This window comes from Vibrio sp. A11, from assembly GCF_013048705.1.
GTDB lineage: Bacteria > Pseudomonadota > Gammaproteobacteria > Enterobacterales > Vibrionaceae > Vibrio > Vibrio metschnikovii.
On the sequence record NZ_VHSI01000005.1, the window covers coordinates 50,376 to 63,863 of the forward strand.

11 protein-coding genes are annotated in these 13,488 nt (G+C 44.9%); 6 read left to right on the plus strand and 5 right to left on the minus strand.

The features are described from left to right. Positions 1–207 precede the first annotated feature (207 nt). On the plus strand, positions 208–909 hold the full coding sequence (locus tag FKQ60_RS06995; protein ID WP_161425700.1) for an HAD-IA family hydrolase: 702 nt from the start codon (positions 208–210) through the stop codon (positions 907–909). A gap of 25 nt (positions 910–934) precedes the next feature. On the opposite strand, the gene FKQ60_RS17790 is transcribed toward FKQ60_RS06995, so the two are convergent. Beyond that, positions 935–1,162 carry a hypothetical protein gene (locus FKQ60_RS17790; protein WP_306687226.1) on the minus strand — a complete coding sequence of 76 codons (228 nt, stop codon included), beginning with the start codon at positions 1,160–1,162 and terminating at the stop codon, positions 935–937. A 641-nt stretch (positions 1,163–1,803) separates the two neighbouring features. Between FKQ60_RS17790 and FKQ60_RS07005 the strand changes: the two genes are divergently transcribed. Beyond that, the gene (locus tag FKQ60_RS07005; protein ID WP_158145436.1) at positions 1,804–2,427 is read left to right on the plus strand and encodes a DNA-J related domain-containing protein; all 624 of its coding nucleotides are present in this window, start codon (positions 1,804–1,806) and stop codon (positions 2,425–2,427) included. Between the two features lie 108 nt (positions 2,428–2,535). Here FKQ60_RS07005 and FKQ60_RS07010 read toward each other — a convergent pair whose 3' ends face one another. The 3 genes from FKQ60_RS07010 to tesA all read right to left on the minus strand — a co-directional run bounded on the left by FKQ60_RS07010 (position 2,536) and on the right by tesA (position 6,366). Then, positions 2,536–4,191 (minus strand): ABC-ATPase domain-containing protein, encoded by a 1,656-nt coding sequence (locus tag FKQ60_RS07010; RefSeq protein WP_170905165.1) that lies wholly within the window; start codon positions 4,189–4,191, stop codon positions 2,536–2,538. A gap of 206 nt (positions 4,192–4,397) precedes the next feature. Continuing rightward, on the minus strand, positions 4,398–5,594 hold the full coding sequence (gene fabV, locus FKQ60_RS07015) for an enoyl-ACP reductase FabV (protein ID WP_170905164.1): 1,197 nt from the start codon (positions 5,592–5,594) through the stop codon (positions 4,398–4,400). A gap of 154 nt (positions 5,595–5,748) precedes the next feature. Then, positions 5,749–6,366, minus strand: coding sequence for a multifunctional acyl-CoA thioesterase I/protease I/lysophospholipase L1 (tesA, locus tag FKQ60_RS07020; protein ID WP_154171151.1), 618 nt, complete (start codon positions 6,364–6,366; stop codon positions 5,749–5,751). Between tesA and FKQ60_RS07025 the strand changes: the two genes are divergently transcribed. From FKQ60_RS07025 to FKQ60_RS07035, 3 genes are all read left to right on the plus strand, one after another. Further along, entirely contained in the window at positions 6,365–7,060 is a 696-nt protein-coding gene (locus FKQ60_RS07025) for an ABC transporter ATP-binding protein (RefSeq protein ID WP_158137276.1), read from the plus strand. The two genes, tesA and FKQ60_RS07025, sit on opposite strands and share 2 nt — an antisense overlap. Then, the gene (locus FKQ60_RS07030) at positions 7,057–9,498 is read left to right on the plus strand and encodes an ABC transporter permease (protein ID WP_170905163.1); all 2,442 of its coding nucleotides are present in this window, start codon (positions 7,057–7,059) and stop codon (positions 9,496–9,498) included. Before FKQ60_RS07025 ends, FKQ60_RS07030 begins: the two co-directional genes overlap by 4 nt. A gap of 396 nt (positions 9,499–9,894) precedes the next feature. Beyond that, positions 9,895–11,364, plus strand: coding sequence for an FAD-dependent oxidoreductase (locus FKQ60_RS07035; protein ID WP_161438075.1), 1,470 nt, complete (start codon positions 9,895–9,897; stop codon positions 11,362–11,364). Here the strand turns inward: FKQ60_RS07035 and FKQ60_RS07040 are convergent. Then, on the minus strand, positions 11,361–12,101 hold the full coding sequence (locus tag FKQ60_RS07040; protein WP_170906230.1) for a 5-oxoprolinase subunit PxpA: 741 nt from the start codon (positions 12,099–12,101) through the stop codon (positions 11,361–11,363). The two genes, FKQ60_RS07035 and FKQ60_RS07040, sit on opposite strands and share 4 nt — an antisense overlap. Positions 12,102–12,353: 252 nt before the next feature. On the opposite strand from FKQ60_RS07040, the gene galE reads away from it, so the two are divergent. Beyond that, the gene (gene galE / locus FKQ60_RS07045) at positions 12,354–13,379 is read left to right on the plus strand and encodes a UDP-glucose 4-epimerase GalE (protein ID WP_170906231.1); all 1,026 of its coding nucleotides are present in this window, start codon (positions 12,354–12,356) and stop codon (positions 13,377–13,379) included. The last annotated feature ends 109 nt before the right edge of the window (positions 13,380–13,488 follow it).

Here is a 13,488-nt window from a genome sequence, read left to right on the forward strand (position 1 = left end):
TTCCTTTATTTTGTTAACTCTATCATTCGAGTGCTATCTCATCGGTATACACTACTTTGGGGCTTATCCCTTTCCCCTGAAGTCGCCTTGGTGTTGATGATTAACGCTATAGGTTATCAATCAATGATCGGCAATGAGTGATAAGGTTAAATCGCATAGGGATTGTTTAACTGCCGTTAGCCATCACAAAGCATAATAAGGACAGCCATGAAAAACCGTACCATTCGCTGTGTGATTTTTGATTGTGAAGGAACGTTGATTGATAGCGAGCGTTTGAGCTGTATCGCGCTAGTGCGAGTGTTTAATGAGCTGGGTGTTTCATTAACGCTTGAGAATGTTTTGCAGCATTTTTCTGGTGGTAAAATTGCCGATATTCTGGTTAATACCTGTCAATTTGCAGGTATCAGTGCTGATATTGATCAACTAGAACTTCGTTACCGGCAAGAGCTTACCTCATTGTTTGATACTGAGCTTAAGCCTATGCCAGGTGCGATTAATTTATTAGAGCAGCTCAAACGGCATAATATTGAATATTGTGTTGCTTCAAATGCGCCACACGACAAAATGGTCGCTGAATTAAGATTAGCGGGTCTAGAGCGCTATTTTACTGGTGGGCGCATTTATTCCGCCTTTGAGGCGAATAGTTGGAAACCTGAACCCGATCTGGTGCGCTACTGTGCCATGAGTATGGGATTCTCATTAGCGGATTGCGTATACGTCGATGATACACCGAAAGGTGTTGAAGCGGGGATCCGTGCTGGAGTTGTGACGTTCCAACTGTGTTCACCGCTACTTGTTCATCCTGTATCGCATGCTGATGTCATTGCCCTTGATCATTTGGATCAATTAATGGCGTTTCTTAACTACTCATTAACCGATAGCAGGCAAGCTCAGGCTCTTAAGCGCTGAGCATTTTATGCTGCTATTTTTCGTGTCAATGCTGAGTTGGGGTTAAGGGATGCAACTGATGGGGGAGATAAGTGGCTGCCAGTGTGACAGGTGGTTTGCTTAATAAGACTTGTTGTTGGATCTGCGGCAACTGATGGGTATGAAAACCGCATTGTGCGCAAAAAAACTTTTCGCCATTCTGAGAGATGAAAAACTCGTCATGTTGACATAATGGGCAAGCGTCAATATCAATTTTTGGGGTTATTGTTGTCATAATTGTTACTCAGCAGCATAAAAAAAATTGCTCATCTTCCCTCTCTTACCTTGAAGCTGCGACAAACTTCGCCATTCGCTCCATTCTTGAAATTATTTTCACCATTCCAAGCAGTATCGGGGGTTACTTTTATTAGGTCATCTATTCATCTTATCTGATGCTATACCCTTTCTACTTGAAGGTTCAGCGGTATTAGCTACGTTCGTTCACCCCAATCACATAGTTTGCGCTCATGGGGATTCACTCACTTGCCGCCTTCCTGCAACTTCAAGTCGTTTGAGTATACAGCAAGGATGGCGGTTTTTATTATCAGCAATTTTCCGCGCTCTAAGCATGAGTGTTTAGGAATAGTGCATTAAGCATAATCGGCTTTGTGACGATACTGAGTAAATAAAGATGGCTTTGATTCATTTTTGAGAGTGGTTTCATATTTTCTGTTTTATTTGTGATATTGATCGGTTGAGGTGATTTTTTGTTCTGCTTCAGTAAGCCAGATAAGTGGCAAAATGAGGATTTACATTCAACAATTACATGAGAAGCGCAGACCAGTTCAAAAACTGACGCTAAGCTGCAGATGGAAACTCGACAAATGCCTAGCTTTAGCTTTGAATGGGAATGAGACAACGTAGCGTGAGTAGAGTATGGCGAATTCACAGGCTTTGAGTACCACCTTTCAAACCTATATGGAAAACCCTTTGTTATGGCCGATCCTAGAAGTTTTGAAACGGCAATCTTCTGGTTGGAAGGTACATACCTTAGCGGCTCATCTTAGCGAGCAGGGCTTAATTCCTGTGCTTGATAGTGCTGCTGATAAAGATCTTTTTAAGCGAAACTTTCTGATCATGAACGCGTTATACCAGTTACAAGAGATGTTGTATCCGAAAAACTGGTTACAAGTTGAAGCGATGGATATTGCGCTATTGCCAGTATTTAGTCATTCGCACTATGCGATAGATCCTGATGATCCACTGCGTGATTATTATTCGCGTTGGGAGCACTATGAAGTCAGTGAAGGGGAAGTGAAGCGGTTACTGAATGAATTTTGGACCCGTTATCAGCGTTTTGTGGGTGGGGACGACATTAAAACCCTCGATCGTTCTCAAGCTTTACGATTATTTGAATTGCCCGCTGATGCCTCTTCTTTTGAAATTCGTAAGACTTGGCGTCGATTAGCGTTGCGTTGGCACCCGGATCGCGATAATGGTAATGCTGCTCAATTTCGAATCTTGTGCGCCGCTTGGAATGTCTTGAGGCATGAGCATTAGATAGGATTGAGCATTTATCGTCGTTGTATAATATCCCCAACTCACAGAAACGGTTTGTTATCATGTGTGTTGAGGATATTGAAAATGACCATCTTTAAGCGACGTGGATTATTCGGCTATTTTAAATTGTGCTTTACGTAGACGATTTAAGGTGGCCATCGCATCTAAAATACGTGGTTTCGCCAAATCGCCTTGATTGGGCATCTTGCTGTACCATTCACCTTCCAATAATGCCTCCAGCTCTCGTGCCGGATGAGTTGCCCAACCAGGCTGCTGGGCAAGTTGAAAACAAAGCCAGCCGATAGCGTTAATCTCCGCAGAGGACTCTAACTGTTCCAGTGCCGAGATATCAGCAAATTCTTTACCAAAGCGTAGTGAACTGGTGCCTTTAGCCGATACTCTAAATTTACCCTCTGCCAATATTTTTTGTAAAACACTGCGGTTTAATGATCGAGGAGGGAAAGCGGTTAATGGCGTTTCACACTCATTGCGACGTAAGGTTGGATGCTGTTGGATCACTTGTTGTGCTTTCGCAGTAACATCGATCGCTTGATAATCATGCATTTGAATCACGGTATCTGCGATATCTAAATAATCTCCCGAACCACCCATGACTAACAAGGTTGAAATGCCGAGTTCATCTCTTAATTGACCAATTCTATCCACCAATGGCGTGATGGGTTCATCGCCTTTCGCGACTAAAGCCTGCATTCTTTCATCACGGATCATAAAGTTGGTGGCAGAAGTATCTTCATCAATCAACAGAGTGCTTGCGCCTGCTTCAATAGACTCTTGTAACCAAGCGGCTTGTGAGGTTGAGCCTGAAGCATCTTGAGTACTAAAATCATGGGTGTTTTTACCCATAGGTAGATGATTGATGTAATTTGATAAGTTTAAGTTGTGAACACAACGTCCTTCTTCCGCACGAATTTTCATGGCTTGCGGATCGGTCACGATACCTTCTCGACCATCTCCGGGGATGTGATTGTAAATCGAACGCTCTAATGCGGTTAATAAGGTTGATTTACCATGAAAACCACCACCGACGATTAAGGTAATACCTTTAGGAATTCCCATGCCGGTGATCGGGCCTTGGTTTGGCGTCGTAAGTGTTATCTGCAGGGTTTTTGGCGCTTGAAAAGGCACCGCTTCTTTCATCGGTAGATCGCAGTTACCCGCAACACGAGGTAAGACACTACCATTAGCAACAAAAGCAACCAATCCATTAGCTGATAACTGATCACGCAGCGCTTGCTGATCTTCAATCACTTGGCAATGGGTAATCAACGCGGGTTTATCCAGTTCACGCTCTAAGGTGGCTCGACGGATAAATTTTGGCAGATGAAACGTTAAAATATTAATGGCTTTTTTGGCCAAAATATCACGACCTTCTGCGGGTAAATTGATTCGAAAACGAAGCTCAATACCTTGTTGATTGAACAGAACAGACGTGCTGTCCAATACGGTTTGCCCAGTCAATGAGATAGATAGGCTGTTTTCTTGTTTGGCTAATTCAGCAAAGCGGCGAGCGATAAAGTCGCGGGCGGCTTGTTGATATGTGGCTGAGCAGTCTTTTAACCACTCTAATCCAGTCAGTGACCAAGCACGTTGTGCTCGCAAACGAGAGGCTGATGCGTAAGGATCGGACTGAACGTGATCGATAGACAGGGTAAAATCACCAAAGTCATACTGGCCCTTAATTTTCTGATAGGCACGGTAGTTCTGTTTTTCGAGTTTTTTCAGGTTTGCAATTAATAGATCCATCTCGAGTATCACTTATTGAGAATGACAAAGGCGCGATTATAGGGACCGCTATAGACAGAGTAAAGCAATCATCCGATCTTCTCATCACCTTTACCTGTTAAGGTTTACGGCTTTACTGGTTTAGTACTATCATCTCCAAGCGCCAACTTATCGATACATCATGGGGAGATGATGGTTGATTGACGGAGTAGAACACCCATCACATGTTAAATGTGGTCCATAAAGGGCGAAAGGTCGACGTCTTGTTGGTAGTCAATCTCAGGAAAACCAAAGCCGTTTAAGCGTAAAAATTCTTGCTTGAAGCCTTGATAGTCACCCAATTCAGTGAAGTTAGAGCCATTCATTTGATGAACCAGATCTTGAACTTGTGCTTGAGTATCAGGAGCTAATTCCCATTCATCGACTCGCACTAATCGTTCACTGTCGACGGGAACAGGCTTACCTGTATAAAGCTTATCGCTAAATAGACGTTGCATTTGCTCAATACACCCTTCGTGGGTGCCTTTTTGTTTCATCACGCGATACAAGGCAAGCATATAGGGGGTAAATGCGGGGATAAACACACTGGCTTTGGTTACTAATGCTTTACAGACAGCGGCGTAAGCGTTGCCATCGTAATTAGCGAGTTTCAAGTTTAAAGCATGGCTGGTTTGGTGCAGATCGACTTTTGCTCGGCCTAATGTGCCATCAAGGTAGATAGGATGAGTCAGTTCAGAACCCACGTAAGAGAACGCTATGGTTTTACATCCTTGGGCTAAAGAATCATGGTTAATCAATGTGTCGATCCAGTTTTCCCAATCTTCGCCGCCCATCACTTTTAACGTGTCTGCAATTTCTTGTTCTGACGCTGGCGCTAAGGTGGTGTCTAGCCACTGATCATTTTCTAATAAGACCGTGGCACCCGTAACACTGTCACCAATCGGCTTGATGACTGAATGCCAAAATTCTTCGCTATCGCCTTTGCGGCGCATACCACTGGCAATACTATAAATCACTAAATCGACTTCACCTTCAAAATAGGTTTCAATCGCTTCCACCACTTGGTCTCTGATGTTTTTCGAAAAAACGTCACCAGTAATATTAATCGCTACTCGTCCGGCTTGTTCGGCGTATTGTTTAAAAAAATGATTATTATAAAACCCCGCGCTGCCAACGCCTTTACTCGAAGGTCCGCGTTCTAATGAAACACCGATGGTATCGGCGTCTGCACCACCAAAGGTCAAGGCAATGCGAGCGGCGAGCCCAAAGCCGGATGAAGCGCCTAAGATCAATACTCGCTTAGGGCCTTGACTGATCGATGGCGCGGATTTTACGTAATGAATTTGTTGAAGAACGGCTTGCTGGCATCCATAGGGATGAGCAGAGCGAGCAACCATGCCTTGAATGAGTGGTTCAATGCGCATAAAGATGGCCTGTGTGCAGTGGATGAACCAATAAAATAACGTAAAGCATGGTAAAGTTTATTGAGCTGAACCATTAAATCAGACAGTTTTAGGCAATTTACGGTTGCTAGGGTGATTAAATCGTCAAGCTGGTGTTGCCGTCATGAATGATTATTTACAGTAACGGCGCGAGTTTTTGGGCCATAAATTGAGCGATCCAAGGTTGAGCGGCTGAGTTTGGGTGTAGCCCATCGCTCATCATCCACTCGGGGTTGATGATCACTTGCTCAAGGAAAAAATCGATCAGAGGTAGGTCAAACTCTTTGGCTAAGCGAGGGTAGACGTCAGCAAATGAGTCACTGTAACGTTTACCATAGTTGGGCGGTGTTTTAATTTGCATTAACACAGACTGTGCATTGGCTTGTTTAATTTGTTCGATCATTGTGCGCAGATTATTTTCTACTACTTGAGGTGGAAAACCACGTAAGCCATCATTCGCGCCAAGGGTAATCAGTACGGTTTGAGGTTGATGCTGCTCAAGTAGTGAAGGAAGTCTCGCTAACCCGTTACCTGTGGTATCTCCAGAAATGCTGCCGTTAATAATCGTAACCTCGTGGTGTGATGCTAATTGGCTTTCAAGTAAGGTCGGCCATGCTTGCTCAATCGGCATTTGATAGCCTGCGCTCAAACTATCACCCAAAATTAGTAAGGTTTGACTGCGTGCCGTCGTTGTAAATAGCATCATGCTAGAAAAAATAAACCCTAAAAATAACAAAGGAAGTCGTTTCGCCATGCAAAGCTCCGTTAGCTCAGTACCATCTGTAATTTCAGTACAGTCGGTTTCAAAAGTGGTCTCCACTGAACAGGAGACCTTGACCATTCTTCATGATATTAATCTTACCATCGGTGCTGGTGAAAGCGTAGCGATTGTCGGTAGCTCTGGCGCAGGTAAATCAACCCTAATGACGTTATTAGCCGGTTTAGATACGCCAACACAAGGCGAAGTGTATCTACTTGGTCAGGGACTCTCTTCACTCGATGATGAAGCGAGAGCGGCGATCCGCAGTCAATCGATTGGGTTTGTATTCCAGAGTTTTTTACTGATCCCAAGCTTATCGGCGCTCGATAATGTCACTCTACCTTGCCTGTTAAAAGGGGAACCTGAAAATCGAGCGCGAGCTGAGGCGTTATTGACCTCGGTTGGTCTTGCTCACCGTTTACACCATTCACCCAATCAACTGTCTGGCGGTGAGCAGCAGCGCGTTGCCCTTGCTCGGGCCTTTATGGTTGAACCTCAAGTGCTGTTTGCCGATGAACCCACCGGCAATTTAGATCAAGAAACGGCCAGTAAAGTGATTGATTTGCTGTTTGAACTCAATCAACAACATGGCACAACGCTAGTGTTGGTGACTCATGACCCTAAACTGGCAGCACGTTGTCAGCGCCGCTTTTACATGCAAGCGGGTAAGTTGGAGGAACGCGAGTGAAAACAAGCCCAGCCCTTACTTTGAATCAGCGGTTTTTACGTTGGAGTTTGAGTGAAATTCGTCATGGTCAGTTGTGGCCGATTTCGTTGGCGTTAACCTTGATTATTGCTTGTTTGTTTGCATTAAGCGCTTTAGCTGAGCGCATGGAACAAGTGGTCGTCAAACAGGGGAAAGAGGCGCTTACCGCCGACAGCGTGTATGTGTCGGCTAATCCTATTCCAGACTCTTTATTGGCGCTCACGGAACAGAAGTCGTTAAGTACTTCGCAGATGACGCGTTTTGCGACCATGGCGTTCAGTGATCATGGTATGCAATTGGTCGGAGTTCGCGCGGTGGATTCATCCTATCCGCTACTTGGCAAAATGACCCTAAGTGATGGTGTTGCGCTGTCTCATCGTGTGCAAGCCAACCAGTTATGGTTGGACGATCGCGTGTTTGCTCAACTTAATGTAGAGATAGGTGATACGGTTACTTTGGGGGACGCTGATTTTCAGGTCAGTGGTCGAGTTATTGACGAGCCAGGGTTAAGTTTTAATCCTTTTCAACAAATGCCGGTAGTTTATATTCATCAAGCGGATGTAGCGAAGACGGGGGCTCTTCAACTGGGTAGCCGTGTTCAATATCGGTTATTCATTCTCGGCGCGGATCGTCAGATTGAGCCATTAAAATCATCGCTCGAACTCGGACCGAGTGACGAATGGCGAGATCAAGAAACCACCAATCAGAGTAATGAAGTTTTTGAACGTACTCAGCAATATTTGTCGTTAACCGTCGCGATTGTGATCATGATGGCGGCGACGACGTTAGTCTTAACCTGTCAGCACTATGTTTCGACGCGCCAACGTACGATTGCCATGTTAAAAAGTCTTGGCGCGAGCAAAAAATGGATCGTGCGTTGGTTAACGATTCAAATTGGACTGTTGCTACTCTTTGCTGCAATAGGCGGTACTCTGATTGGCGTTGGATTGGAATTTTTACTCAGAATACCGTTGGTTGATTTATTGCCTGATCCTCTACCGACTTATGGTTTCCAACCTGTCGCGGTGGCGTTGTTATCGAGTATTTTGATTGCCGTACCCGCATTAGGCATTCCTCTTGGTTATCTACTGAATGTTAACGCTGCCAGTGTCATACAGCCCGTTAAAGCCGCTCGCCGTCGCTTGTGGAATACCCTATTACTCGCTGTACCATTGGTGCCTATGGTGGTGGTTTATTGGCAAAACCAATTGGTGTGGATCATCTTATTTGGCATTCTTGGGCTGTTTTTTGTCTTAGCCGTGATCAGTCTGTTGTTAATCCGCGTATTGGGTTTGTTACCGCTGAATACGGCGATGCGTTTAGCATTGAGCCGAATCAATCGTTCGAGTGTCGCTACGGGGCTACAGTTTGGCGCGTTATCGTTATCGCTAATGTTATTGGCTGTGATGTGGTTGGTGCGTACCGATTTACTGACGGATTGGCAAAAAGTATTACCTGCCGATGCACCGAATGCCTTTGCAATTAATATTGCTGATTATGAAAAGCAGGCTTATTTGCAAGCTCTCGATGAGGCGGGTCTTGAACGATCTGAGGCGTTTCCGATTATTCGTGGTCGACTAACCCATATTAATGGTCAAGTCGCTCAGGAAAGAATTGAGAATGGAGATGGCCCTAACGCGCTGCGCCGTGAACTTAATTTTACTTGGGGTGATACATTACCGAGTTATAACACGATTGTGGAAGGGCAATGGGTAGCCAGTCAGGCCGTTTCAATTGAACAATCCCTAGCTCAAGAATTAGGGATTGAAGTGGGGGATACACTGAGCTTTATGATCAGTAGTCAAACCATTAGTGCGGTTGTTAATACGATTCGTCACGTAGAATGGCGCGAAATGAAACCGAATTTCTTTTTTATATTTTCGCCGGATGTGATGCAAAACGTATCAGGTAGTTGGATGGTGAGCTTTCGGATTGAATCTGATCACCAACCCTTGCTCAGTGAGTTGTCTCGCCAGCACCCGACAGTGAGCTTAATGGATATCCGAGCGATGGGTGAAAAGATTCAGCAGCTACTGACGCAAATCGTTTGGTCGATTACGGTATTGGCCGCGCTTGGTATGTTAGCCGGTATTTTGCTGATTTTTACCTTATTGCGTTTAAGTTTGAGTCAACGTCAACAAGAAATCCAGCTTTACCGTACGCTTGGTGCAAGTCGCCGCCGAGTAACAGCAACCTTATGGGCTGAATATGGGGTAATGGCGTTAATAGCTGGGTTGGTGGCGGCAATCAGTGCCGATGTGATTGTTGGCAGTATCATGTATTGGGGGTTTGACTTATCCCCAGTGACGCATTTTTCGATGTGGTTGGCTCTACCAGTGATGACCTTTGTTACTTTAGCCCTTGTGGTTAGTAGCTTGTTACAGCGATTGTTAACGCCGATTAACCGAGCTTTAAGTTAATCGTATCTTGAGTAAGTAAAGAACTTATCCACAAAAACGGTGGATAAAGGTTGGGATAACTTGATTGGTCATAGATAGCGATCAGCATGCTAAGCCAATGCCGCTCAAGCTTACTGATAATCCGTTATTCACAGTGAGCGACAGTTGAAGATAAGCGGATAATCAGTCAAGGCTTTTTTGATAAATTTTGCACAGTTGATAACGGTGCCACGTTACATCAAACCCCCGTTATCCTGTGTGCATTTAGGGAAGGTCTCGCGACTCATGGCTTTCATCGATGATCGGTTCAGTCCATTGTCGAGCGAGCGAGGCCCATTTGGGTATAACATCGATAAGACCTTGTGAAAAATGTGATTTTCATAACCTTTTACACGTTTTAGAATAGGCAGCAACGTAATGACCAACGGCAGTGAAATGTTACTTACTAAACCAGAAATACAAGCCCCGAGCGTCGCCATTATTGGTGGTGGTGTCGCAGGTGCCACCGCCGCGGTGCATCTAAGTGAACTCGGGTTAAAGGTGACCTTGTTGGAAAAGAGTGCTGGTCTCGTCAACGGACCACCGATTTGCCATCTTCATGCAGGCGGTAATTTATATCGAGAAATTTCTCAACAGCAGTGCATTGAATTACTGCGTCAATCGATAGAAACCGTAAGGTTATATCCGCACACCTTAAATCGTCGACCCACAGTGATCGCCATTCCACACAGTGATCCTGGATCTGTACAGGAAGTGTTACCGAGGCTAGAAGTCATTCGTTCCGCTTACCAGCAGCTCGTCGTCGAAGACTGTCACAATAAAATGCTCGGTGAACCCAGTGACTATTTTCGTCTTTATCAGCAAGATGAGCTTGAGCGTCTTGCACTTAAGTCACAACCGAAGGTACCAACCAGCTTCGATGATTGGTTAATCCCTTTTGCCCAGCATACGGATTTATCTCAACTGAAATATCCGGTTGTTGCCGTGCAAGAATATGGTTGGAGCGTCTTCCGATTAGCCGCCAGCGCACACTTAACCTTAGAAGCGTTGCCAAATTGCCAAGTCATCACCCAAGCGACGTTGGTTGACTCCCAGTTCGTCGATCAACAGTGGCAGTTAACCTATCAAGATCGTCATGGTCATCAGCAATTGTTACAGTGTGACTACTTAATTAATGCTTGCGGTTATGAAACGGGTAAAATTGATGATTTAACTCAACATCCTCGGCAGCGTCTGGTTGAGTTTAAAGCTGCGTTTGTGACCCACTGGCCGCGTTGTCATCAAGAGTGGCCTGAGGTAATTTTCCATGGCCCGAGAGGCACACCACAAGGAATGGCTCAGCTAACCCCTTATGCGGATGGTGTTTTTCAATTGCACGGTATGACACAAGACATTACGTTGTTCAGTGACGGCTTGGTGTCTTCGACGGCGGAATCCTCACAACCTTGTTTGCCCGCTTATCTGCAGGAAAAGCTGACTCAAGGCTGGTCAAGCCAAGCGCTAAGTGAGCGGACTTTAAGAGCAATTCAACACATGAGTCAATTTGTGCCCGAATTCGCTTGTGCAGAGGTAGGTGGAAACCCATTATTTGGTGCTCAGCAGATCCCAGGTGTCGATGCATCACTGCGCGCGGCAGATGTTACGTTTGAGGCCAACCAGTATGCTCGCATTGAGGTAGTAAAAGGCTCATCGGCTTTGGAAGCAGCGAGACGACTGGTTTCGACATGGCAATTAGCCGACGTTGATTCTGGATTATCGATTGAGCAGCAGCACCCGGTGTGTTTAAGTTTTAGCGAGCAACAAATTGAGCAAAAAGCCATCGAGTTAGCGGAGCAGCGTGGTTATCCGATTGCGTTAGCTAAGGTTGTTGGCATTAGTAATCATTAACGCAACTGCTCACGGATGCGGTTGATCAATTCAACCGCTTTTGGATGTCCTGGGTTGACGCATAAGGTGTCTGCTTCAATCGCCAAAATAAAACCGTCTGCACTGGTTACTTTTCCATAACGAGAGATTTGTTTGACTTGGTTTAATACCGCTTCTTCGCTATGCAGTATCGCATTAGGTAGCGTGTCGGGCGTTAATTGCCCGTTAGCCAGATACGTTCTATCGGCAACCGCTTCAAATAACAGCGGCACATCAAAGCGATCCGCCAGATCGAGATAATCTTGGTTATTCGGCGAGGCTAAAATCATCAGGGGAAGATTAAAACAAGAGACCGCATCGACCATTGAGCGGAAAATATTTTTATCACTCATCATGTCACGATATAACGCGCCATGGGGTTTGACATAGCTTAGCTCGGCATTTTTGCTCTCACACAAGGCCTTGAGCGCACCAACTTGATAAATCACAATATCGCATATCTCTTCATCCGATAGGGCAAAGGAGCGTTGACCGAAGCCTTGTTTATCAGGATAGCCGGGATGAGCACCAATCATGACGTCATTTTGTAGTGCTAAATCAATGGTTTTACTGATGAGATGTGGATCGCCAGCATGAAATCCACAGGCGATATTAGCCATATCGATATGAGGCATGATGTCTTTATCAGCCCCCATCTGCCATGCACCAAAGCCTTGGCCCATATCACAATTTAGTTTGATCGTTCGCGTCGTACTCACAGAAGGTGATCCTTATTGGTTATCCCTTACTTATCTGATGTTGAATATTAGTCATCGTTTGAACCTATTTATCATTATCTTATAGGATAAGATCAATACGCTGACAGGTTTTTTTCTTGGATTCTTTATTAGTATTTTGAAAGTACTTAACGATAGAATAGGTTTATGAACGTGGTCAATCGTGCTGCAATCGAATCAATGACTCAAACAGATAACTAAGATGTACAAATTAACGAACAAAGGTAGCTAGGTATGAAAGTGTTAGTCACCGGGGGAATGGGCTATATCGGTAGTCATACTTGTATCCAGATGATTCAAGCGGGCATGACGCCAGTTATTGTTGATAACTTATACAATAGTAAAGCCTCGGTATTGGATAGAATTGAGAAAATATCAGGTTGTCACCCCGTTTTTATTCATAGCGACATTCGTGACAAAGCGCGGTTAATGAGCATTATGGCCGAACATAAGATTGAATCGGTGATTCACTTTGCGGGGTTGAAGGCGGTCGGTGAGTCGGTACAAAAACCGCTCGAATATTACGATAATAATGTCAATGGTACCTTAGTGCTCGTTTCCGCGATGCGTGAAGTGGGGGTGAAATCATTAATATTCAGTTCTTCTGCGACCGTGTATGGCGATCCTGCTAGCGTGCCAATCACTGAACAGTTTCCGACCAGTGCGACGAATCCCTATGGGCGTAGTAAATTGATGGTTGAAGAGTGTTTGCATGATTTTCAACGTGCTAATCCAGATTGGAGCATCACACTGTTGCGTTATTTCAACCCGGTTGGCTCGCATCCATCGGGAGAGCTTGGTGAAGATCCGCAAGGCATTCCGAATAATTTAATGCCGTTCATTTCTCAAGTTGCTGTCGGGCGGCGCGAATGTCTGTCTATTTTTGGTAGTGATTACCCCACCAAAGACGGTACTGGTGTACGCGATTATATTCATGTGATGGATTTGGCTGATGGGCACATTGCGGCACTACAAAAAGTCGGCATTCAGTCAGGGCTACATATCTATAACTTAGGCACAGGTCAGGGTTACAGTGTGTTAGAGATGGTCAAAGCCTTTGAAACCGCTAATCAGTGTCAAATACCGTATCAGTTAGTGGCAAGACGCCCGGGTGATATTGCCGAATGTTGGGCCGATCCAACGAAAGCTCAGAAAGAGCTAAATTGGCAAGCGACACGCACCCTCCAAGAGATGGCGCAAGATACTTGGCGTTGGCAGTCACAAAATCCTCAAGGTTATCCGGATAGTGAAGCGATATAACTAAACGACGTTATTAGCCATCACTTATTTTGGGCTATGGTCAGTCGTTATTGGTCATCAACAAATGGTTATCAATAAAAAAGCCAGTCACATTAGTTGACTGGCTTTT